This window comes from Oscillibacter acetigenes, assembly GCF_025567605.1.
GTDB lineage: Bacteria > Bacillota > Clostridia > Oscillospirales > Oscillospiraceae > Oscillibacter > Oscillibacter welbionis.
In genome coordinates, this window is sequence record NZ_JAOQKG010000005.1 from 224,197 (window position 1) to 248,006 (window position 23,810).

Consider the following 23,810-nt stretch of genomic DNA (forward strand, 5'->3'; position numbering starts at 1 on the left):
GCCGCCGTTGAAGCCCCGGCCCACGGCGCTGAACTTCCAGTCCCCGTTTTTCCGGTAGAGCTCGCCGGCCACGATGGCTCGCTCCCCGGAGAACTCGTTCCCCGCGTAGGCATACCGGGCCATCTCCTCCCCTCTGACCCACAGACCGATGCTGCCCTGTTCCAGCTCCCGCAGGGTGCGGCCGCCGTCAATGGCGGCAGTGAAGGAGAGCCGCTGGATATGGTCCGGCAGGGCCGCCAGATCCACCTGGAATCGGGCCGTTCCGCCGGATGCTCCCTCAGAGAGGGCCATGGCCCCTTCCGGCGAGCGCCGCTGGTTATAGAAAAGAAAATACCGCTCGTCGGAGAGGCGGCCTGCGCTGTCCAGGCCAAAGCAGGACACGTCGACCGCCAGGGGCCCCTGATGCCGCAGCTCCACCTCCAGGGTCCAGGTCCGGCAGACGGTTTGAATGGAGATCTTCTGTCCCCGCTGCAAATCCAACATGACTTCGGCTCCTCTCCCGTGTTATTTGTGGCCCGCCACCCAGCGGAAGCCGAAGTGGTAATGGGCGTCCACAGCCCGGTGGCTGTTGAAAAACAAGTCCTCCCGCCGGACCTCCAGCCCGCCGTCCCGGCCGGTGAGGCTGGCCAGGACGCAGAACCGTTCGTTGCTGTTGGGGTTGTCGATCTGGACCTCAATATCCGGCGCCCCCTGCTGGCTCAACACCACCCGGGCGTTGGTGGACCGCCAGTTGGGCACGCCCTCATAGATGAAGGCGAAAACCACGGCGAAGTCGATCAGCTCCGGCCGGAAGAAGTCCATGTTTTCGCCGTTGGCGCTGGCGCCGGAGCGGTCGTCCTTGTCCAGCTTGATGTAGGGGGGCTGATCGGCGGCACCGAAGCTGTTGCCCAGGGCCTGGATGACCCCCTGCCGCCCGTCCTTCAGCCGGTACATACAGGCCAGATCCAGGTCGATGCCCCGGCTGAACAGGCCCCGCCGCTGGTCCCAGTTCAGGTTCACGTGGATGCGCCGACGGTTTTTCGTCAGGTCGATCTTGTGGCTCTCTCCGCTCTTCTTCAGGCTGATTTTGGAGAGATTCACCTTCGGCTCCGGCGGAGCAGGTGCCGGGGTCGGCGGGTCAGGCTTGACCTCCTCCCCGCCGAAGTGGGCCAGCAGGGCGGAGAGTCCCCCGTTGAAGCCGCTGTCCACCACGGAAAAGCGCCAAATCCCATCCTTGCGGTACACCTCGCAGAGAATCAGGGCCTTCTCCTGCTGATACCCCGCACCGGTGAAGACATAGGCCGCCCGGTCCAACTCTCCTTCCAGCGTCAGGAGTCCCCGGGCCAGCGCCTGCATGGTGCCGCTCTCCGCCGCCACCGTCACCACCAGCCTCTGCAGGAAGCCCGGAAGGCGGTTCAGGTCCACCGAGAACACCGCGGACTCCCCGGACTGGTGCATGGAGACGGCGCCCTCCGGCGAACTGGTCTGGTTGTAAAAAATAAAATAACGGTCGTCGGACAACTTCCCCGCTCCGTCCACGCCGAAGCAGGTCACGTCCGCCTCGCTCCCCGGCAGGGACACCGTCACGGAGATTCGCAGCTGTCCGCTTCCGGTCAGGTCCGCCAGTTTGCACTTCTGTCCCTTCTGCAGTTCCATGGGATCCCGTCCTTTCTCGCATATCCGTTTCTCCGCCCTGCGGGTTTACCTCCCTATTTTAGTGGATGGCGGCCGCCGAATCAAGAAGTGGATCCGGTTTTTCAACCCAGCGGGCGCAGATCTATCCGGCCGCCGCAGGCCCGCTATGCGTCTCCCCGCAGCAGAAACAGCCGGAGGACCTTCTCAGCCAGCCGGACCTCCCGGGGCGTGCACCGGGCCAGCAGGGCCTCTATGGCGGTCAGATCTGCATCGGGCTGAATCTCCTCTCCCAAAAGGATATACTCCATTGAGAGCTGCGACGTCTTCGATAATTTAATCAGCGTGTCAATGGACATCTGCGAGGTCCCCACCTCGATCTGGCCGTAATAGCCGGCGCTGATATCCGCCAGCTCGGCAAACTCCTCCCGGGTGAGGCCCAGAAGGGTCCTCTGCTGCCGCAGCCGGTGCCCCATGGCGACTCGCTCCTGTTTTGTCATCTGTTTCACGCTCCTTTTAGAATAAGTCTATTCTGGAACGTGTCCATTCAAAATATGCTATAAGATATTGATTTTAGTTATCTTATAGTGTATATTTTGAGTGAGAAAATCTCCGTATCCATTGTGGTGCAATGGATACGGAGTTTTTTCAAAAGCGGTTTCACGTGCATAACAATTGTCACAAAAAACGTTAGCTTATAGAGAAGATTCCGTCACCCGCAGGCTTCCAAAAGCAGGAAGGTCATTTTTGTGACACACAAGCGTAACAAAACGAGGAGACGCCATGCAGAGTTACACGCTCAACCGCCCCGATGGAGCCTTGCTTTGCCGGGTGCTGGAACAGCATACAAATGATGCCGCGGGAGCCATCCTGCGGCTGGCGTGGATGGCCGGTCTGATGCGGGACGAAATCCAGCACCTCACCTGGGCTCAGGTGGATCTGCTGGGCGAACAGCTCCTGCTGCCGGACCGGGCGGTCCCGCTGGCCCCGGAGCTGGCCGCCTGGCTGGAGGCCCTGCGCCGGGAGCGGAACGGCAGCAGCGAACGGGTGGTGCTGTCGGACCGGGACCAGCAGCCCCTGGCGGCCCAGTCCATCTCCCGCCTGGCCCGCGCCGCGCTGGACGCCGGGGACCTGAAGGCCGTCCGCCTGATCGACCTGCGCCACGACTACGTTCTGCGGCAGCTGGAACGTCACGACTGGCAGTACGTCTCCCGGATCACCGGGCTGGAGGCCGCCGCCATGAACGTCCACTTCGCGGCCTACCTGACGGAGAAGAAGGTCTCCACCCGCATCCGCCGGAAGGCAGCGCCGCAGATCGACGAGTTCGCCCTCTGGAAGCTGCTGCAGGCGGAACAGGACACCCCCGCCGGGGCGGCCCTGTGGCTCACCTGGCAGCTGGGGCTCCAGGTGGAGGAGATCGCGTCGCTGCGGTGGGACCAGGTGGACCTGCAGAAGGAGCGGCTTATCCTGCCGGACCGGCAAGTCCGCCTGACCAGCGGCGTCCTGTCCATTCTCCAGAAGCTGCGCAAGGCGGCGCCGCCAGAGGCGGAGTGGGTCCTGATGTCCCCCCGCAGCCGCCGCCCCTATGAGCGCACCCGCCTGTCCAAGCTGGTGCGGGCGGCGCTGGTGCAGGGCGGGCTGGACGATCTCTCCCTGCGGGACCTGCGCCTGGACTACGACATCCGGGTGGGCGGCGAGAACCAGGTGCTGGACGTTGTCCGGCGCCAGGGCTCCATCACCCGGAATGAGGTGATGGCCCTTCTGCGGGTCTCCAAGAACACAGCCTACAACCGGCTTCGGCAGATGGTGGCCCGGGGAAAGCTGACCAAAGTGGGAAACCGCTATTACCTGCCCAGCACGGTTGTGCCGCCGGAGGACCAGGAGCAGGCGATCCTGGCGTACCTGTCGGAGGCGGGGTTTGCCTACCGCCAGGACATTGCCCGGGTGCTGCGGATCGGCCCCCGCCAGTGCTGGCCCATTCTCCAGCGGATGCTGGCGGAGCACCAGATCGCCAAGGACGGGCAGAAATACATCCTCTTGCAGAAGGAGGCGTGAGACCGGGCAGCCCCGGTTTCCCGCCTCTCTCTTTTTTGGAAATCTGCAACTTTTGTTACATAAATTACCACGAATCAGGCGCTTTTGAACGGCGTGTTTCGTTTGAATAACAATCACGCCGAATCCGTAGACAATCCGGAAAAACACTGATACATTGGCGTTGCGGACGGCGGGAGTGTCACTGGCGGCCGGCTCTGTGGTTGGTGTAGGCCGACACAAGTTGGTTGGCTAGCCCCCACACGAATCTCAGACCCGGCGGCAGGCATACCGGCGGACCGCAAATATTTTAAAGGAGGAGAAATCCCAAATGAAGAAGTTCCTTTCTCTGGTGCTTGCTCTGGTGATGACCATGTCTCTGGTCACCGTCAGCGCCGGCGCCAAGGACTTCACGGACGACAGCGAGATCACCTACAAAGAAGCTGTGGATGTGATCTCTGCTCTGGGCGTTGTCGACGGTTATTCCGGCGGCGACTTCCGTCCCGATGATGTCCTGACCCGCGGCGCGGCCGCCAAGATCGTCTGCAACCTGATCCTGGGCCCCACCACCGCCTCCGCGCTCAGCGCAGGCACCGCTCCCTTTAAGGATGTTCCCGTGACCAACACCTTCGCGGGCTACATCACCTACTGCTCTCAGCAGGGTATCATCAGCGGCTATGCTGACGGCACCTTCCGTCCCACCGGCACCCTGAGCGGCAACGCGTTCATGAAGATGCTGCTGGGCGCTCTGGGCTATGACAGCTCCATCGAGGGCTACACCGGCCCCAACTGGCAGGTCAGCGTCATCAAGCAGGCCAGCGGCATCGGTCTGGACGACGGCAACGACGAGTTCGTGGGCTCCAAGGCCGTGACCCGCCAGGAGGCTGCCCTGTATGCGTTCAACATGCTGCAGGCCACCATGGTGGAGTATGACCAGCAGAACACCATCGTTGTGGGTGACATCACCATCAACACCACTTCCAGCCGGAAGGATGTTGTCAACAACGACAAGAACGAGAGCATCAGCGAGGACAACAAGATGCAGTTCGCCGAGCGTTACTTCGACGATCTGAAGCTGTCCGACGGCACGGATGATTTCGCCCGTCCCGCCAACGTGTGGCGTCTGAAGGCCGAGAAGATCGGCACCTACGCCAAGGAGGCTGACGCTTCTTACACCGCCAAGGTCGCCGTGGACGATATCTATGCCGACCTGGACCTGGGCAGCAGCGTGGACAAGAAGGACGTCACCGTCTATGAGGACGGCGCTGAGCTGAAGAATGCGGCTGTTGACATCACCAAGAACGACGACGACACCGAGTTCGGCGCCAACGGCGTTCTGACCGAGGTCTTCTATGATGATGACGATGACACCGTCGTGATCACTATGGTGAACACCTATGTGGGCACCATCAACCGTTCCGTGGCTGCCAAGGGCAACAAGGACGCCTATGTGGAGATCGCTGTTGAGGATGTGAAGCCCGACGGTGCAAATGGTGTCGAGGACTTTGAGACCGCCGAGACCTTCGAGGACGACGCCTATGTCCTGTACACCTACTCCCAGTCTGCTGATGAAGTCAAGTCTGTGGCTTTGGCTGAGGAGGTCACTGGTACCGTAACCCGCGCTGAGAACAGCGTGAAGGACGAGGACGTGAAGAAAGCCCTCACCATCGGCGGCACCAAGTACAACGCCTCTAAGATGATCGCTGGCGAGGACATCGGCAATGTCAGCGTGGATGAGGAATACACTGTTTATCTGGATGCCTATGGCTACATGATCTATGTCGAGCAGAACGACGAGATCGGTGACTACGCCCTGCTGGTCGACACCCAGGATAAGAGCAACTTCTCCAGCAACCGCGCTCTGCTGGTGTTCGCCGACGGCACTGAGAAGGTCGTTGACACCACTGAGAACTATAGCAACGGCAAAGATAAGATCACCAATGCCACCATCGTTACCTATCGTGTGGACGAAGATGGCGACTACACCCTGAAGCCTGTCGATTCCAAGAAGGTCTACGAGACTGACAGCAACAATGAGGTCAACTTCGGCGATGGTAGTAGTGCGTATACTGACGGCGTGACCGACTTCTCCATGATCAACGACAAGGCCGGCATCACCCTGACCCGTGGTACGACTGTGACTTCCAACAGCAGTACGGTGTTCGTGGTGTATGACGATAGCAACGACGATTACAGCGTCTATACCGGCATCAAGAACGCTCCCACCATCAGCGCTTCTTCCAGCGCCAAAGTCGAAGCATTTGCTTACTGCAAGTCCGGCAAGATGGCTACTGTCATGTTTATCTTCGTGCAGGATAGCTCCATCATTGAGGACAGCAGCAAGGATACCCTGTTCCTGGCCAAGGAGTCCGTCTCCAACCTGATCCATGACAAGGATGGCGACTACTACGAGTACCAGGCTGTTGTCAACGGTGAAGTCAAGACCGTGAAGGTCGACGAGAGCCTCGGCAAGACCCAGAACGGCATGTTCAAGAGCTATTCTGTCGACAAGTATGGCGTTATCACCAAGCTGAATGCTTATACCACTTATACCGATGGCTCTACCAAGCAGTATCTGACCGGCTCCGGCGTGGATAAGGTCTCTGCTGACTACACCGTTATCCTGGATACCAAGGACAAGAACGAGACCATCTCTGTGGCCGATGACGCCAAGTTCTTCTATGTGGACGAGGATGGCAACATTGAGTCCAGCTCTTACCGCTCTGTCTCCAAGGACAGCAACGACAAGGTCTACGCTGTTGTGGACGAGTACCTGGTCGAGTTCCTGGTGATCGAGGAAGTCGATGACAAGTCCTCCGACGAGGATAAGCCCGAGCTGAGCAAGGATATCGAGGTCCGTGATGTGTCCCTGGGCTCCACCACTACCATCGAGTACTACCGTGAGGCCGGCAAGATCACTCTGAGTGAGGATGACATCATCGCCATCCTGCAGGACAAGGGCTGCACCGATATCTCCGTTGAGGATAATAATGGCGCAAAGTGGACTTACACCAAGCCCAATGGCGGCACTGTGAAGAACGCCACCGTGACGGCCACCCAGGTTTATGTTGTCAACCTGAAGCTGGACGCTGATGTCCAGGCTCTGGTTGATGCTAAAACCATCAGTGTGGAAATTGCAGAGGGTTCTGAGTATGTTGCGGCGAACGGTCAGGTTAAGATCGTTCTGACTCACAACACCAGCACCTTCGGCAGCAAGTTCAATGCTAACAGCACTGACGGTTCCAAGGTCCCTGTCACTGCTAACGGAACTGGTGATGCTACCGGAAACAAGACCCAGACCATCACAATCAGCGATGTCGGCGCAATTGCCACCGATATCACCGTGACCGTTTCCAAGTAAAGAATTACCTGAAAACTGTTGCGCCCCCCGGCTCTTTAGAGCCGGGGGGCATATTTACTTCGCGCCCAGACTTCCAAGGTCGAACCAGCATAGATAGAGTGTGTGGCCGCTGTTGACCTCCATACGAATGACTCTTCTTTTCCTCCCCCTCCGGGAGCGAAGCTGGAAATCTGCGCCCTCCTCTCCGGGACAGCTGTCTCCCTGTCAGACTTACGCCCTCCAGGACAACAGCCAAGAATTTTTTACAGGACGCAAAGGGCCGCCAGGCCGCTCCGGCAGAAACAGCCCATAAATCCAGACGCGCAAGCGTCCATCTTCCCAACAGCCGCGGCCCGGAGCACAACGCAGCGGGCGCCATCACATCAGGCACACCAGCAGCGTAAAGGCCAGGCTGATGGGGATGCAGAGGGAGTGGATCGCCCCCACGGCGCCGGAATCACAGCCGCACCGCTCACAGTAGGCCAGGGAGACAGAGGGCACCGGCGCCAGAAGGCTCAGCGCCAGCACCTGCCGGATCCCGGCAGGCAGCGGCAGCATCCAGCAGACGGCGGAGGCCGCCAGGCCGAATCCGTAGCGCAGCAGAACCACCCGCAGAACGTCGGACCGGCTCTCCTGCGGAATCCGCGGCTCCAGCAGCAATCCGATCATCAGCATCGCCAGAAAGGCGTTGGCCTGACCGAACATCCCCGCCACGGTGTAAACCGGCTGCGGCAGGCGCAGGCCGAGCAGCCCCAGGAGCAGAATGACCAAAAAGGTGTCGAAGGGCACGGAGCGGAGCATTCTGCCCAGAACGGAGCGGACCGTCAGGCGCTCCCCGCCGGTGAGGGCGGCCGTCAGCGCATAGGCGCCGCCGCAGTTGAAGGGGCTGTTGCCCGCGTCAAACATGGAGACGGCCAGCAGCATGTCCGGCGGCAGAAAGCTCTGCACAAAGGGCAGGACAAAGGTGCCGATATTGTAGCTGGGGGCGTTGAGCAGGTAGAGCGCCCGGACGGGCCCCGGCCGCCTCCGGGTCACCAGGGCGGAGACAGCCAGCAGCAGGACATTGGCGGCTGCTGCCGCGGCGAGAACCGCCAGCAGGGACGGAACCAGCCTGAACGCGCTGAAGCTGGAGAGGAGAGCCCCCGGCAGCGTCAGGTTGACGATGATCCTGGACAGCAGACGGGCATCGCCCTGCTGAAAGACGCCCCGTCTCTTGAGAAGGTATCCCAGCGCCACGATCAGCAGCAGCCCGCCGGTTTTGATGAGTAAAGCGTCCATGCCGAAACCTCCTGAAATGGACACAGCCACCAGGACGTGCCTGGTGACTGTGCCGGAAAAAAGAAGAAAAGAAGATTGGGAAAAATCAGTGCTCAGAGTTGAGGCGCTGCCGGCTGCGGCTGACCACCGCCTGGATCACAATGAACAGGCACAGCAGCAGGGCGATGATGATGCGCGTCCACCAGGCGGAGAGCGTCCCCTGGAAGGTGATGAAGGTTTGGATCACACCCTGGATCAGCACGCCGAGAAGGGTGCCTGGCAGGAAGGCCACGCCGCCGGACATCAGCGTGCCGCCGATCACGGAGGAGGCGATGGCGTCCATCTCCATGCTGACGGCGTGGAGGGGATACCCGGAGAGCATGATGAGGGAGTAGACCACACCGGCCAGCGCCGAGCAGAAGCCGCACACCACGTAGGCGAGGATTTTCGTCCGTTTGGTGGGAAGGCCCATCAGCTGCGCAGACATCTCATTTCCGCCCAGCGCGTAGATGTTCCGGCCGAATCGGGTGAACTTCAGCACCAATGTGGCCGCAACCAGCGTCACCAGCGCGATCACCACGCCCACGGAGATGAATCCGCCGGGCAGGACATAGATCCGTGCGGACGCCAGCGAGGTGTACACGGGATTGTCAATAACAATCGTCTCCCGGGAGATGATCGCCGTCATGCCGCGGGCGAAGAACTGCCCCGCCAGCGTGACAATGAAGGGCTGCATGTTGAATTCCGTAATCAGCCAGCCCTGGACCAGGCCGAACACAGCCCCCATGGCCAGCACGATCAGGATGACGGCGGGCGCGGGCAGGCCCGTGTTCTGCAGCATCTGCGCCGACGACATACAGGTCAGCGCCACCACAGAGCCGATGGAGATGTCAATCCCGCCGATCAGCAGGACAAAGGTGATGCCGATGGTGGCAATAATCAGGGCCGCGTTGTCGATCAGCAGGTTGCAGAACACCTGGGGCTTCATGAAGCCCCGGTAGTTCATCATGCCGACCACATACAGCAGCACGAACAGGCTCAGGGTGATGCCGAAGGAAAAATACCGGGAACCGACCAGGCGGTCTTTCAGGCTGCTCTTCTGCTTCATCTCTGCTTCACCGCCTTTTCTGCTGTGCGCTTCTCCAGAACACCCTTGAATTTTTCGGACTGGAGGAGGCAGATCAAAATGACCACAAGGGCCTTGTATACCGGCAGCTGCTCCGAGGAGACGCCCAGCGCGTACAGCGTGGTGGTCATCGTCTGGATGGTGATGGCGCCGATGATGGAGCCGCCGATGTAGAATTTGCCGCCGCTGAGAAGCGTTCCGCCCAAGGCCACGGACAAGATGGCGTCCATCTCCATGTTGAGGCCGGCGTTGTTGGGGTCCGCCGCCGCGATCATGGAGGATTCCATCAGTCCGGCAATGCCGGCGCAGATGCCGGAGAAGACGTACACCATAAAGATGATGGAGGAGACCTTGAGGCCCGTGCGCCGGGCGGCGTTGGCATTGATGCCCACCGCCTGGACGAACAGTCCCACAGACGTCTTTTTCTGGATCAGAACCACAAACAGCACCATGAGGGCGGCAATGAAGATGGTGGTAGGCAGGGGGCTGCCGGGAATGGTGGTGCCGATGTAGGTGAAGGGCTCATAGTACACGGTGACATTCTGCCCCTTGGTAATCAGCATGGCGATGCCTCGTCCGGCGGTCAGCAGGATCAGTGTGGCCACCATGGGCTGGATCTTCAGCTTGGAGACCAGGAAGCCGTTCCACACGCCGCACAGGGCGCAGACCAGCACGGCGATCAGACAGGCCGGCAGCAGCGGCATATTGGCGGTGCCGTCCCCTGCTCCGCCGATCAGAGAGCAGCAGATGGCGCCGGAGATGGCGATGACAGAGCCCTGGGAGATGTCGATGCCCCCGGTGGCGATGACGAAGGTCATGCCCATGGACAAGATCACCAGGATCGAAGCCCGGTTGAGAATGTCAATAATGCGCCCGTAAAACTGGCCGTTCTGGAACTCAATGGCAAAAAAGCCGGGGGTGGCAAACGCGTTGAACACCAGCAGCAGAGCCAGGGCAAACAGCGGCAGAAACAGGTGGTTGGACGTCACCTTTTTCACTTTTCCCATCATTTAGGCACCTCCTGCAATGGCTGCCATCACCCGGTCGGAGTTGATGTCGTCGCCGGTCAGTTCCGCCACCTTCCGCCGGTCCCGCAGGACTGCCAGGCGTGTGCAGGTGCGGGTCATCTCGTCAATCTCGCTGGAGATGAAGATGATGGACATGTGCTGCTCCCGGGCCAGCTGGATCACCATTTTCTGGATCTCCGTCTTGGTGCCGATGTCGATGCCGCGGGTGGGCTCATCCAGGATCAGCAGATCCGGCTGCGTCACCAGCCAGCGGGCGATGATGGCCTTCTGCTGGTTGCCGCCGGAGAGGTTGCGGATCAGCTGCTCCGGAGAGGAGACCTTGATCTGCAGCAGCTTGATGTACTCGTCGGCGATCCGCTCCTGCTCCTTCAGGGGGATGTGGTTCCACATGCCCTTTTTGGCCTGAAGGCCGATGATGATGTTCTCCCGGACGGAGAGGTCCCCGATGATGCCCTGGATCTTCCGGTCCTCCGGGCAGAAGGCGATCTTGTGGTGCATGGCGTCCAGGGGGGAGTTGAAATGGACTTCCCGGCCGTTCATCCGCAGTGCGCCCTGTTCGGGCTTGGCCACGCCGGCCAGAAGCTCTGCCGTTTCCGTGCGGCCTGAGCCCAACAGGCCGGCAAAGCCCACGACTTCGCCCCTGTGGATCTGCAGGTCAAAATCCTGGATACGGCCGAACGCGGAGAGTCCGTCGGCCTCGATCAGCACCTCGTCCCCGCACAGGGCGGTGTTTTTGCCCATGCTCTGAATATCCCCCAGCTCCTTGCCGATCATCTTGGAGATCAGCTCCACCCGGGGCAGCTCCGCCACGGCATAGGCGCCCACCAGCTCACCGTTGCGCAGCACCGTGATCCGGTCGCAGAGCTCATAGATCTGATCCAGGAAGTGGGAGACAAAGATGACCCCCAGGCCCTGGGCCTTCAGCTTGCGGACCACTGCGAACAGGCGCTGGGTCTCCTCCTCATCCAGGGAGGAGGTGGGCTCGTCCAGGATCAGCACCTTTGCGTCCACATCCACCGCACGGGCAATGGCAATCATCTGCTGGACGGCCACCGAGTAGCTCCCCAGCGTCTTTGTCACGTCAATGTTCAGATTCAGCGTAGTCAGCAGCTCCGCGGCCCGGCGGTTGATGGTCTTCCAGTCGATGCCGCCCGCCTTTTTTGGCTCACGGCCGATAAAGATGTTCTCCGCCACGCTCAGATTGGGGCACAGGTTGACCTCCTGATACACGGTGGAAATGCCGCACTTCATGGCCTCCAGCGGGCTGGAGGGGGAAATGGGCCTGCCCTCCATGGCGATCTTGCCGCCGTCCTTTGCGTGGACGCCGGTCAGGACCTTAATCAGGGTGGATTTTCCCGCGCCGTTTTCGCCGACCAGCGCGTGGACTTCACCGGAGTGCAGGGTGAAATCCACATTCTCCAGCGCGCGGACGCCGGGGAAGTATTTACAGATTCCCCGCATTGTCAACAGGGCTTCTTCTGCCACAGGTCATCACATCCTTTGTCTTGGATTCGGCGGGCCTGGCATCCCGCCGGAGGCCCTGGGGAGCCAGGGCAAAACAGTCCGCGGGCGGGGAGGACATCCCCCGCCCGCGGGATCATGGAACGGTTGGCGAAAGCCGGTCAATAGGTGCGGTTGGGCAGCTCCTGCTCGGCAATGTCAGCGGGGAAGATCCCCTCTTCCAGCTCAATGGTGGCGGGTACTTCTTCGCCGGCCACAATCTTCTTGGCGGTTTCCATCAGGGTCTCGCCGAAGTTGGGGGTGTGCTCCACGGCGCAGTTCATCTTGCCCTCGATCATAGCGTTGAACTCGCCCTTGGCGGCGTCGATGGAGACGATGACGATGTCCTCACCGGGCTTCAGTCCGGCAGCCTCAATGGCCTGAATAGCGCCCAGAGCCATATCCCCGTTGCAGGAGAAGAGAATATCGATCTTGTCCCCGTCGGACTTCAGGAAGGACTCCATGACCTCCATGCCCTTGGCACGGGTGTACTCACCGGTCTGGGAACAGATGACGTTGTACTTGCCGCTGTTGGGGGATTCGGCCATGGCATCGGTGAATCCCTGCAGGCGGTCGGCGGCCACGGAGGAGCCGACCGTGCCCTCCAGAATCGCCACCTGGAACTGATCGCCGCCGGCACGGGGAGTCTTGCCCTCAGCAGTCATATACTCGTCAACCCAATTGAAGGCATTGGCACCCTCCTTCAGGGCGTCGGCAAAGATGTGGGTCACATACAGAGAGGGGTCCGCAGTCACGCCGCGGTCCACCAGGACCACCGGGATCCCGGCGTCCTTGGCCTCCTGCAGGACCGTATCCCAGCCGGTCTCCACGATGGGGCAGAAGGAGATCACATCCACGTCAGATGCGATGAAGGAGCGGATGGCCTTGATCTGGTTCTCCTGCTTCTGCTGTGCGTCGGAGAACTGGAGGGTCACGCCGGCGGCCTCCGCGGCAGCCTTGATGTTGTCGGTGTTGGCAGTGCGCCACTCGCTCTCAGAACCGACCTGGGCAAATCCAAGGGTGATGCTGTCCTCACTGCCGGCATCGGCGCTTTCCGCGCCTCCATCACTGCAGGCGGCCAGAGACAGGGCCATCGCAGCGGCCAAAACGCCGGTCAACCATTTCTTCAGTTTCATACCTTTCAATCCTTTCTCGCTTTCTTCATCTTCCGAATGGGCGGTCTCGCGCCCTGTGTTAAATAATATACAAGACGCCTCCACCTTTGAAAAGAGGCGCTCCAACGGGTTTTTATTTGAATTTTACAGAAAAAAGTCCGGCCGGAAAGCCGGACTTTTGCTTTTTTCTGCTGCTTCTCAGCTTTTTTACGATTTTGCCGGAATCTGCAGTGTGACCCGAGTCCCGCAGCCCAGCCGAGAACTCACGTGAATGCCGTAATCTGCTCCATAGGCCAGCTGAATGCGCTTTTGAATATTGGGCAGCCCAAACCCGCCCTCGGAAATCTGGCCGAGATCTCCGGCCACCTCCCGTTGCACTTCCTCCAATTTCTCAGGCGTCATGCCACAGCCGTCATCTGCCACCTGAACCACCAGGCAACCGTCCTTCACATCGGCGCAGACGCGGATGGTGCCGCCCCCCCGCTTCTTTTCAATGCCGTGGTACAGCGCGTTTTCCACAAGGGGCTGCAGGCTCAGCTTTTGGATCCGGCAGTCCAAGGCTTCGGGCTCCGCCTGGATCTCATAGTTCAGGATATCGGCATAGCGCACTTTCTGAATATAGAGATAGCTTTGGATGCAGGACAGCTCCTCCTGAAGGGACACCACTGCGCGGCCTTTGCTGAGGACCACCCGGAAAAACCGGGAGAGGGACTGGACCACCTGAATGACCTGCTCCTTATCCCCGGACTCCGCCAGCCAGACGATGATCTCCAGCGTGTTGTAGAGAAAGTGGGGATTGATCTGTTCCTGAAGCAGCCGCAGCTCCAGCTGCTCCTGGGTGCGGGTGTCCTCCTCCACTTTTTCCATCAGGCGCTGGAGTTTTGCCGCCATGCGGTTGAAGCTCTTGTTGAGGATGGTGACCTCATTCTCCCCGGCATCTTCCATCAGGGCATCAAAGTCGCCCTCCGCCAGCCGCCGGGTGTTTTCCACCAGCGCCTGGATGGGGTCGTTGATGGTCCGGTTGATGCGCATCAGCAAAAATGCCAGAACCGCCACCATCAGCACCACCGCCGCCAGATCCCCCAGCAGCAGCAGCTGAAATCCGGTCTGGAGCATCTGATCAATGGACTCCCCCCAGAGCAGCTCCAGATAAATGTATTCCTCAATCTGGTTGTACACCAGGGCGGAGACATCCCGAATCTGCTCCAGCGTCACATTCTGCAGTTCCAGGGACACGTCCGCATCAATCTCCTGCCCCAGCTTCTGACAGTACCGCTGCAGGGTGCCGAAGGTGCGCGTGGCAATCTGCAGCTGGATCCGGCCGTTTTCAGAATTGTTCTCCTGCTTCAGCAGATACAGCCCCTGGCGAATTTCCTCCATGTGGTGGAAGAGCTGGGTCGTCTCCAGGGTGCGGCGCCCCGCCACCAGATAATAGGCGTCCAGGCTCACGTCATCCCGGACAGTGGGGATCAGCTTGTTTGCGGAAATGACCCGCTCCGCCAGGATATGGTATTCTCCCAAAAAGTGGTGGGACAGGCCGATAACCAGCAGGTTGATACTCAACATCCCCACCAGGATGACCGTAAACCCCGCCAGGATCTTGCTCCGTATGCTCCCACGGCGGCCCAGGGCGGTTTTCAGGGCGCCGGCTGCACGACTCATCCGTCTCATAGCGTGTGGGAGCGGCGGTACTGGCTGGGCGTCTGCCCGGTGTTTTTCTTGAACAGCATGCTGAAATACTCCATATTCTGATACCCCACCCGTTCTCCGACCTCACTGACCCGCAGATCGCTGGTAATCAGCAGGCGTTTGGCCTGGCGAATTCGGACCTCCGTCAGATATTCACTGAACCCGACGCCAATTTTGGATTTGAAAAGCGTGCTGAGGTGGTTGGGGCTTACAGACACTGCATTCGCAACCGAGGAGAGGGACAGCTCCGGGTCCATATAGTGGCGGTCGATATACGCTCTGGCTTGCTCTGCGGAGGGCGTGTGCCGGCTGCCCCCGGGGCGGACCTCCATCACCTCTTCGCAGAGCTGGCAAGCCAGCGTCAGGAAATCATCTACGGAATTCGTCAGCAGAATACGCTTTTCCAGCAGATCCTCCTGGCGCAGGGATTCCGGAAGGGGGATCCGGTTTTCCTGGCAGAACTCATGGACCACAAAGAAAAGCTCTGTATAGAGATAGCAGCGATAGACAAAGGAGGAATACCCCGACTCGATGGTCGGCCGGTAGTGGGCCCAAAACGACGGAAGCGCAGACGGCTTCCCAGTCCGCAAAAAGTCCAGCAGGGTGTCCCGCTGGAAGGAGGTGGAGTGGGACAGCGTCTTGCTGTCTGCGGACTCCCGCTGCTTTTTCTGAATCGTCAGCAGATGGTATGCTTTCGGCAGGTCGCTGAGCCGGGCCGTCTGTTTTCCAGGCAGCAGATGCACGCTCAGTCCCTCCTGCCCGGCCAGTGCATCCAGCCATGCAGAGAACTCCCGCAATTTCGGGGGAAGCCCGGCCGCGTCTTCCGCCAGCAGCAGGAACGTGGCCCGCCCCCCATCAAAGCCGGAGCCGTATGCCATTGGCGCGGCATACAGCTTGTCCCGCAGCGCCTCCCGATCCGGTATCACACCGTCCAGCTCCGTCAGGATGATCTGGTAGGCTCCTGCAGCCAAAGAGATCCCGAGCTGCGCCGCACGCTGGAGCATCTGCGCCGGTCCCATCAGGATGCCGCTGTACAGATTGCTGAAAAAGAGCTCCCGCTGTGTGATGCTATGGCTCTGCCGCTCAATCCGCCGTGCGCGGCATTCCAAAATCTGCGCCTTGCTGCGGTCCACGGCTTCCAGAATATCCCTGCTGGAGACAGGCTTGAGCAGATAGTCATTTACGCCCAGGGTGATGGCCTTTCTGGCATATTCAAATTCATTGTGTCCGCTGAGGATGATGATGCGGGTATCCGGCAGCTCCTTCCGCACGATCCGGGCCAGCTCCAGGCCGTCCATAAACGGCATCTTGATGTCCGTCAGCAGAATATCCGGCCGTTTTTCCAGGAGCTGCGGCAGAGCGACTTCTCCATCCGGCGCATCCCCCAGGAACAGGATATCGTGTTCCTGCCAAGGGACATTGTCTCGGATACTCTCCCGGGCAATCCGCTCATCCTCAACAAGAAACAGCGAAATCATGAGTCTCCTCCCCATACGCAGTGTTCTGAATTTCAAACAGCTCCCGCCGGCAAATCCCACCGAATCCATTCCATGCAAACGGAGAGGCAGCGTCCCGGCTGTGGAGCAGGCGTTTTTCTTTATTATATCGTATTTTGTCGAAAAGAAAAGGTGCTGAATCATTTTTGCGGATTTTCCGGCTGTCGGCGTATATGCAAACCGCCGCACGGACAGGCCCCTCCATCGTCCCGGTTCGTGGGGAGAGAGCTATCGGGGCGGCGGCTTTGTGAGGCGAAATATTCAATTCCCGGAAATGAAATGTTGGGGTCTTCGGGCGCAATCAGTCCGGCGGAGGATCCCGCCGTTCCGGCCAAGCAAAGCCACAAACCTGGAGCCGAAGGCCGCTAAGTCTTACTTCGGGAGTCGGCACACCTCTCACATAGAGAGTTTGTTCTCCTGATCTGCCGGCAAAATCTTAATGGTATGAGAATCGTGGGCAGCACAGTCCGGCCCAGTGCCTGTAACGGCTGCTTCTGCTCGCTTTTCAGTCCAGTCAATCGGCTCGAATTGAGAACCGGAAATGGTAGGAGACACGTCTACGGCCCACATAGCTGATTTCCAGAAGGTCCCTTGCCTTTCTCTCACTTAACTGCCAAATCCATTCATTGATGACGCCCATTCAGATTTCATCCGGACTTGATTCCTCCTTTTGTTCGTTCCGGTGGTTGGCAGCTCTCTTCCATTCCAGCAAAGGAGGATGCTTTTTCAGAGCTTAGGCTTTGGGGAACCTCCGGCTGTTCCGGCAGTTTTCTTTATGCACGGAAAAGCCGTCTGATTTCTTAAAAAATCAGACGGCTTTGTGGCTGCTGGGGCCGGATTTGAACCAACGGCCTGCGGGTTATGGGCTGCTGTCGGTTTCTCCATCTGCATGGCCTGGGGGCAGCATCAGTTGAGATGTACTTGGGTTGTGATTACCCGATCATCCGAATGAGCTCCGGCAGCTGGGACAAATCGTTCAGCACAAAGTGGGCTCCAGCGGTGCGGAAGGTCTCCTCTGCCCGGCGGCAGACATCCCTGCGCACCTCCGGAGTGAGGGCCTCGTACTCTGTCTGGCTCAGACCCAGGACGGAGCTGCCCTCGATGACCCCCACTGACCACACGCCGGCGTTGACCCCCTCCCGGATGTCGGAGACAGTGTCCCCCACCTTCACGGCGTTCTTCACACTGGGGACCTCCAGCGCCTTCAGGTTTTCAAAGATCATGTAGGGATCGGGACGGCCCCTGCCGCCCACCCCGTCGGGGCTGATCCAGAAGTCGGGGGCGTAGCCCAGTCGGGCGGCCGTGGGTGCGACAATGTGCATCATGGAGTCGGTATAGCCGGTGGTGGAGCCGATCTTCAGCCCCATCTCCCGCAGGGCGGCCGCTGTTTCCACCGCAAACGGCTTGGGTGTGGAAAACCGGTCCAGGATGGAGAAGAGCTTGGGCTCAAACAGGGCGTACACAGCCTCCACGTCCTCCTCCCCCGCGGGGCGGCCGTGGGTCTCCTCCCAGGCCCGGGCGATGCGCTCCATCCGGAGCATGGTGCGGATGTGGTCCCGCTTCAGCATACCCATGGGCTTACGGGTCTCCTCCAGGGTGACCGGCACGCCGTGGTGGGCGAAGGCCTCCTGAAAGGCCTGGACGGGGGCGAAGCAGCCGTAGTCCACAGTGGTGCCCGCCCAGTCAAAGATGACGGCCTGGATCATGCGATCTCCTCCTTATGGGCAGCCAGGAAGCCGGCGATGATGGAAGCAAGTTTCTCAATATCCTCCGGGTAGATCTCTCCGATGTTGCCCACCCGGAAGGTATCTGCATCGGTGAGCTTGCCCGGGTAGAGGACGTAGCCCCGCTCCTTGATGTAGGTGTAAAACTCGGAGAACTGGAAGGGTACCCCGGCGGGATAGAAGAAGGTGGTGATGATGGGGCCCTGTCGGCTCCCGTCGATGTATGGGGCAAATCCCATGGCGCGCATCTTCTCAATGAGCAGGCGGTTGTTCTCGGCATAGCGGCGGTGCCGGGCGGGGATGCCCCCCTCCGCCTCCAGCTCGTCCAGTGCCTTGGAGAAGGCCAGCACCACATGGGTGGGGGAGGTGAAGCGCCACTTGCCGTCCTTCTCCATCCCCTTCCACTGGTCCAGCAGGTCCAGGGACAGAGAGCGGGCCTTGCCCTCGCTGGAGAGCAGCTTGTCCCGGCGGCACAGGATGAAGGAGAAGCCGGGTACTCCCTGGATGCACTTGTTGGCGCTGGACACCAGAAAGTCGATGCCCCAGTCGGAGACGGGGATATCCACCCCGCCGAAGGAGGACATGGCGTCCACGATGAAGGTCCGCCCGGCGTCCCGGACCACCTTGCCCACGGACTGGATGTCGTTGAGGATGCCGCTGGTGGTCTCACTGTGGACCATGGCCACGTGGGTAATGGCCGGGTCCTGAGCCAGCAGACGGGCGACGCGGGCGGGGTCGGGGATGTGGTCATAACTCTCGGCGTAGTGGACATAGGGAATGCGGTTCCGGTCACAGATCCGGGTCATGCGCACCCCGTAGGCCCCGTTGGAGCAGATGAGGACCTTGTCCTCGTCCCCCACCACGCTGGAGAGGACGCTCTCCACTCCGAAGGTGCCGCTGCCCTGCATCAGGACGGCCGTGTAGTCATCCTCCGACACGTGCCCCAGCTGGAGCAGCTGGCGGCGGATCTTCTGGGTGACGGCCTTGTAGTCGTCATCCCAGGTGCACCGGTCCACCAGCATCTCCTCCTTCACCGTGTCGGTGGTGGTCAGGGGCCCGGGGGTCAGTAGTTTATAGGTATTCATGGTCGGTTCCTCCTTTTCTCACAGACAAGCCAGTTCAGCCCTTGGCCCGTTCGGAGAGCTCCTGGTGGGCGGTGAACAGCTCGAAGGTCAGGGGCTCGTCAAAGATGCTGGGGTAGTCGGACTGGTTGGCGGGGTCGGCGGTCTCGCCCTCATAGAGGGGATTCGGGTAGGTTTGGATCAGCTCGGCGCGGCCGTTTTCTATGATGCACCGCGCCATCTCCATGGCCAGGGGGTTGGTGTCCTCCCCCTTGTCCAGGACGGCCACGGACTCAGTAAGGGAGAAGTTGCCCTCCGTGGGGTCCACGTAGTCGATGGGCAGGCCGTCAGCCTTGTCGGCCACTGCCTGGTGGCGCAGACCGAAGCCGATGGCCACCTCGCCGGCCCGGCACAGCTTCAGGGGGCCGGAGCCGGAGGTCTCGATGTGGGCGCCGCAGTTGTCATAGATGGCGGCCAGCGTCTCCTCGGCCCCGTCCTCGCCGTAGGCGTCCACCAGGGCCTGGATCAGCAGCCATGCGGTGGAGGAGGACTGGATGTCAGTGACGGCCACCTGTCCGGCGTACACTGGGTCAGCCAGGTCCTTCAGGCAGGTGGGAGTGGGCAGGTTCTCTGAGGCCATCAGCTCAGTGTTCAGGATGATGGCCCCCTCCTGGGAGGTGATGGGGGCGGTGTAGTCAGGCACCTCCTCCAGGGTGTTCACCTCAAAGTCCAGGGGCAGGAACATGTTGTTCTGCTCCTGGGCGCTCTGGAGATAGAAGGTGCTCATGGTCACGAGATCCGCCTCTAGGTTGGTGCCCTCGGCCAGCAGCTTGCCCCCCAGCTCGGAGGTGCCGTAGGTCTGCACGATATACTTGCCCTCATAGCCGCCTGCGTCCAGAGCGTTCTCCATGGCAGTGACGGCCTCCTCATCGGCGTTGGAGTAGATGACGATCTGGTCATCGCCGGAGCCGGAGCTGCCGCAGCCGGCGAGAAGGGTCAGGGTCAGGGCGGTTCCCAGGGCGAGGTATTTTTTGAAATTCATTGGACTGCTTCCTTTCTGTTTCCAAAGAGTTGGATGGAACGGCGCTCTTTCACCGGATGGGATGCCTTATAGCTGGCCAGGCAGGAGAAGAGCCCCTTGGCGATCAGGTTAGTGGCCAGGATCAGCAGGGAGAGGACGAACACCTCGTTGAAGCGGTTCACGTACTGCAGCTGCTTGATCATGGTGGTGAGAACCATGGTCCGGGCCCCGGCGATGAAAATGAGGGCGCTGATGGTGACCATGGAATTGATGAAGTAGTAGCTGAACACCTCGATGAGACTGGACAGAGCGTTGGGGGTGACCACCCGGAGGATGGTCTGGAGCCAGCTGTCCCCCATGAGCATGGCTGTGGTCTCCCAGCCGGCGTTCATCTTGGACAGGGAGTTCTTCATCATCAAATAGGGGGTGGAGAAGTAGTGGACGATGTTGCACAGGATCATCAGCAGCAGGGTATTCTGCAGGCCGCTGCCGGAGAAGAGAAACAGATAGGCCACACCCAGCACCATGCCGGGGATGGCGTTGGTCACCAGGGCAATGCTCTCGATGACCCGCTTGTACCGCGGGGGCAAGGTGCTCCGGGCGGTGATGAGGGCGGCGCCGTAGGCCGCCAGAGTGCCCAGGAAGGCAGTGAGCAGGGCCATCACCAGAGAGTGCCAGTAGACGGTAATCAGCTCGCTGTCGGTGAATACGGCGGCGAAGTGCTCCAGGGAGAAGCTGGTCTGATAGGGCCACTCCTCCACCAGGGGGACCACAAAGATCACCGCGAAGATAGACAGGATGGCCACTGAGATCGCCGTGCTGGAGACGCCCCACCCCGTATCCCGCAGGGGGTTCTTCCGCAGGTCCGCCTGGGAGATGCGGGTATAGCGGATATTGAACCGCTCCAGCAGCTGCAGGATGCAGATGCTGCCGATGGAGGGGATGAGCAGGATCATGGCGATGACCGCCCCCCGGTTGAAGTCGGGGATGCCGCCCAGCATCTGGTTGTAGAGGAGGGTGGCGATGACCTCATAGCCGCCGCCCACTGAGGCGGGGATGCCGAAGTCGGTGAAGCACAGGAAGAAGGCCTGAATGAAGGCGCCCGCCAGAGTTCCCAGCAGGGGGCGAAGAATGGCGATCCAGAAGGTGGCCAGGTCCCGGTCCCCCATGGCCTTGGAGACAATGATGGTCTTTTTGTCCACAAAACCCATGGTGTTGTGGATCAGCAGGAAGGCCACCGGAATGGTATAGATCACATAGCCCACCAGCAGCCCGCCGAAGCCGTAGATGTCAAAGAACTGCCGCCCCAGCAGGCGGGTGAGCAGCCCCTGTTTGCCGAAGGAGTAGATGATGGCAAAGCCATAGGTGATGGTGGGCAGGAACATGGGCAGGGTCGCGATGGCGGTGATGAGCCGCTTGGCCCACCTGGGCAATCCGGTGTAGTGGACCGCATAGGCCATCAGGAAGGCGATGACCGTGGCCGTCACGGCCGATGCGGCCGCCACCGCAAAGCTGTTGCCAAGGGCCGTGAGAAATCCCTCCCGGGTCACCACCGAGGCATAGAACTCCCAGGTAAATCCGCCCTCCCCCACCAGGGACTTGCCCAGCAGCAGGAGGATGGGGGCGGCCAGGAAGCCCACGAACAGAAGGGTGATGATCCAGAAAATCCCCTTCAGCTCCCAATTTTTCCGTCTCATGGCGCCTTTCCTCAAACAGCCTCGCCGGCCAGCTGCGGGCGGTCGCCGAACAGGGCGTAGATATTGCCGCGCTTGATCTCCAGCTGGCGGAGGATGAACTTGCGCACAAAGTCGTTCCTGGGCTGGTGGACGATCTCGTCCGGCCTGGCGTACTGGGAGATGGACCCCTGATCGATGATGAGCACCCGGTCGGACAGGGTGAGGGCCTCCTCCGGGTCATGGGTGACGATGATGGTGGTCAGGTGGTACTCCCGGGCGATGGTCTTGATCCGGTCCTTGATGGATTCCTTGATGACTCCGTCCAGGGCGGACAGGGGCTCGTCCAGCAGGAGAATCCGGGGTTTCATCACCAGGGTGCGGGCCAGGGCCACCCGCTGCTTCTGGCCGCCGGAGAGCTGGTCGATGCGCTTGCCCAGGTGCTCCCGCAGGCCCAGCAGGTCGATGAGCTCATCCACCTCCTCCCGGGAGGAGATGCCGGGCTTGTTCCGCAGGCCGTAGGTGATGTTCTGCTGTACGTTTAAATTGGGAAAGAGGGCGTAGTCCTGAAAGACGATGTTGAAGCCCCGCTTCTCCATGGGGGTGCGGGTCAGATCCTCCCCGCTGTATCGGATCTCTCCCTGGTCGGCATCCACGATGCCCAAGATGATATTGAGCAGGGTGGTCTTGCCGCAGCCAGAGGGCCCCAGGATGGAGACGATCTCTCCGTCCTCCACCTGGAGAGAGAGGTCCTTGAGTACAGGCACGCCGTCAAATGCCTTCTGGATATGCTCCAGTTCCAGCATGAAAAACCGCTCCTTTCTCGGTTTCAAAAGTTCTTGTGGGCGCCGCCGCACGTCCGGCGACGGTGTAATCCTAGCAAATTCCAGCTCCGCAAAACAAGCGTAAAAGGTTTAATTTTCCGTTAGAGAAACGTAAAAAGGCATCAAAAACAGGGGGCCTTCCTTGTAGAAAAATTACAAAGAAAGCCCCCGCCGGGGAATCTCACGCCTCCGGATAGCCTCGGTCGGCAATGACCGCTCCGCTTTTGTCCAGACTGCGGGAGAACCGCTCATAGTCGCTCTGAATGATCCCCATGTACAGCAGATCCACCACCGCCAGATCGGGAATGCGGGAGAAGATGGCTGTGCCGTAGATCACAGTGTCCTCTCCCCCGGTATACAGGCACACGTCGGCGTACTTGGCCAAGAGAGGATTCTTCCGACTGGTGACGGCGATGGTGTTTGCCCCCGCCCTTCTGGCCAGTCTCAGCGCCTTCACCGTATCCATGGAGCAGCCGGAGTGGGAAAAGGCTACCGCCACGTCCGCCACCCCCAGATGGGCGGCGGCGATCTGCTGGAGATAGGCGTCGGTGTGCATCCGGCAGCAGAGCCCCAGATAGGTCAGCTTGGTCAGGAGATCACTGGCCGGCGTGCAGGAGTTCTCCACCCCGTAGATGTCGATGGTCCGGGCAGTGGCAAGCATCCGCACGGCCCGGTCCAGCTCCTGGACGGACAGGGACTTCAGTGCCTCCTCCAGCAGGCCGCCGGACACCCGAACCTCTTTCAGGGGGAGGTCCTCCAGCTGGTCCCAGGGCTTCAAGTCGAAGCCTCCCAAGTGGTCGAAGCAGGCCTCCCGGGCCGCGCCGCCGCTGCGGTCCCGGATGAGGCAGTATTTGAAGTTGCGGTAGCCGTCAAATCCAAGGGCCTGCACGAAACGGATCACTGTGGGCTGGCTCACCTGCACCTGGTCTGCCAGCTCTGAAATGGTGCACCGGGTACAGGTCTCCGGGTCCTTCAGCACATAGTCCGCCACCCGCTGCTCCGATGGCCGCAGGGAGGCGTAGGCGCCGCGCACCCGGTCCAAAACCCGAATATCCTGCCGCATGATCTGATCTCTCCTATCCCGTAGCAAACTTACAAGGCGGTGCCTGTTCTCATGAAAAGCCCCCCCTCAGCGGGAATCGGCCGCTTGTAGAAGAGGCGAAATATTTTTCTCCAACAAGGCCGGCCCGTCGGTTGATACCAGTATAAAGGGAGAGGCGGGGGTCGCTCCACCCCCTGTTTGTAAAATCGAAGTTAAAGCTGTGCTGGAAGGATTCTCTTCCATCAAGGAGCAGGTCCCCCCTCGGGAAGGAA

18 protein-coding genes are annotated in these 23,810 nt (G+C 60.4%); 2 read left to right on the forward strand and 16 right to left on the reverse strand.

What is annotated here, in order from left to right:
* From OCV80_RS11925 to OCV80_RS11935, 3 genes are all read right to left on the reverse strand, one after another.
* A partial coding sequence (locus OCV80_RS11925) for a TerD family protein (protein WP_267288425.1) occupies positions 1 to 483 on the reverse strand: 483 nt, incomplete at its 3' end.
* Between the two features lie 21 nt (positions 484 to 504).
* A complete protein-coding gene (locus tag OCV80_RS11930; protein ID WP_267288426.1) occupies positions 505 to 1,635 on the reverse strand; it encodes a TerD family protein in 1,131 nt (376 codons plus the stop codon).
* 143 nt (positions 1,636 to 1,778) lie between these two features.
* Positions 1,779 to 2,111: a helix-turn-helix domain-containing protein gene (locus OCV80_RS11935; protein WP_021749716.1), complete on the reverse strand. Its 333-nt coding sequence runs from the start codon at positions 2,109 to 2,111 to the stop codon at positions 1,779 to 1,781.
* A 283-nt stretch (positions 2,112 to 2,394) separates the two neighbouring features.
* Here OCV80_RS11935 and OCV80_RS11940 point away from each other — a divergent pair, with 283 nt between their 5' ends.
* Both OCV80_RS11940 and OCV80_RS11945 read left to right on the forward strand, forming a co-directional pair.
* Positions 2,395 to 3,666 (forward strand): DeoR family transcriptional regulator, encoded by a 1,272-nt coding sequence (locus OCV80_RS11940; RefSeq protein WP_021749715.1) that lies wholly within the window; start codon positions 2,395 to 2,397, stop codon positions 3,664 to 3,666.
* Between the two features lie 307 nt (positions 3,667 to 3,973).
* Positions 3,974 to 7,003 carry an S-layer homology domain-containing protein gene (locus OCV80_RS11945; RefSeq protein ID WP_267288427.1) on the forward strand — a complete coding sequence of 1,010 codons (3,030 nt, stop codon included), beginning with the start codon at positions 3,974 to 3,976 and terminating at the stop codon, positions 7,001 to 7,003.
* A gap of 357 nt (positions 7,004 to 7,360) precedes the next feature.
* Here OCV80_RS11945 and OCV80_RS11950 read toward each other — a convergent pair whose 3' ends face one another.
* The 13 genes from OCV80_RS11950 to OCV80_RS12010 form a co-directional block, all read right to left on the reverse strand.
* A complete protein-coding gene (locus OCV80_RS11950) occupies positions 7,361 to 8,260 on the reverse strand; it encodes an AEC family transporter (protein WP_267288428.1) in 900 nt (299 codons plus the stop codon).
* An 85-nt stretch (positions 8,261 to 8,345) separates the two neighbouring features.
* Positions 8,346 to 9,347, reverse strand: a complete 1,002-nt coding sequence (yjfF, locus tag OCV80_RS11955; protein WP_021748032.1) for a galactofuranose ABC transporter, permease protein YjfF — start codon at positions 9,345 to 9,347, stop codon at positions 8,346 to 8,348.
* Positions 9,344 to 10,375 (reverse strand): ABC transporter permease, encoded by a 1,032-nt coding sequence (locus OCV80_RS11960; RefSeq protein WP_309452332.1) that lies wholly within the window; start codon positions 10,373 to 10,375, stop codon positions 9,344 to 9,346. The genes yjfF and OCV80_RS11960 overlap by 4 nt, the downstream gene beginning before the upstream one ends.
* On the reverse strand, positions 10,376 to 11,854 hold the full coding sequence (locus OCV80_RS11965) for a sugar ABC transporter ATP-binding protein (RefSeq protein WP_305148300.1): 1,479 nt from the start codon (positions 11,852 to 11,854) through the stop codon (positions 10,376 to 10,378). It lies immediately after the preceding gene.
* A 161-nt stretch (positions 11,855 to 12,015) separates the two neighbouring features.
* Positions 12,016 to 13,029 (reverse strand): ABC transporter substrate-binding protein, encoded by a 1,014-nt coding sequence (locus OCV80_RS11970; RefSeq protein WP_119310437.1) that lies wholly within the window; start codon positions 13,027 to 13,029, stop codon positions 12,016 to 12,018.
* 186 nt (positions 13,030 to 13,215) lie between these two features.
* The gene (locus tag OCV80_RS11975) at positions 13,216 to 14,670 is read right to left on the reverse strand and encodes a sensor histidine kinase (RefSeq protein WP_160117384.1); all 1,455 of its coding nucleotides are present in this window, start codon (positions 14,668 to 14,670) and stop codon (positions 13,216 to 13,218) included.
* Between the two features lie 5 nt (positions 14,671 to 14,675).
* Positions 14,676 to 16,175: a helix-turn-helix domain-containing protein gene (locus OCV80_RS11980; protein ID WP_267288429.1), complete on the reverse strand. Its 1,500-nt coding sequence runs from the start codon at positions 16,173 to 16,175 to the stop codon at positions 14,676 to 14,678.
* 950 nt (positions 16,176 to 17,125) lie between these two features.
* Positions 17,126 to 17,899 carry a phosphonoacetaldehyde hydrolase gene (gene phnX / locus OCV80_RS11985; protein WP_021748042.1) on the reverse strand — a complete coding sequence of 258 codons (774 nt, stop codon included), beginning with the start codon at positions 17,897 to 17,899 and terminating at the stop codon, positions 17,126 to 17,128.
* Positions 17,896 to 19,002, reverse strand: a complete 1,107-nt coding sequence (locus tag OCV80_RS11990) for a 2-aminoethylphosphonate--pyruvate transaminase (RefSeq protein WP_021748043.1) — start codon at positions 19,000 to 19,002, stop codon at positions 17,896 to 17,898. Before OCV80_RS11990 ends, phnX begins: the two co-directional genes overlap by 4 nt.
* 34 nt (positions 19,003 to 19,036) lie before the next feature.
* Entirely contained in the window at positions 19,037 to 20,020 is a 984-nt protein-coding gene (locus tag OCV80_RS11995; RefSeq protein WP_119310433.1) for an ABC transporter substrate-binding protein, read from the reverse strand.
* Positions 20,017 to 21,696 (reverse strand): ABC transporter permease subunit, encoded by a 1,680-nt coding sequence (locus OCV80_RS12000; RefSeq protein WP_021748045.1) that lies wholly within the window; start codon positions 21,694 to 21,696, stop codon positions 20,017 to 20,019. The genes OCV80_RS11995 and OCV80_RS12000 overlap by 4 nt, the downstream gene beginning before the upstream one ends.
* 11 nt (positions 21,697 to 21,707) lie before the next feature.
* On the reverse strand, positions 21,708 to 22,478 hold the full coding sequence (locus tag OCV80_RS12005) for an ABC transporter ATP-binding protein (RefSeq protein ID WP_119310432.1): 771 nt from the start codon (positions 22,476 to 22,478) through the stop codon (positions 21,708 to 21,710).
* Between the two features lie 199 nt (positions 22,479 to 22,677).
* Positions 22,678 to 23,559: a MurR/RpiR family transcriptional regulator gene (locus OCV80_RS12010; protein ID WP_119310431.1), complete on the reverse strand. Its 882-nt coding sequence runs from the start codon at positions 23,557 to 23,559 to the stop codon at positions 22,678 to 22,680.
* Between the last annotated feature and the right edge of the window lie 251 nt (positions 23,560 to 23,810).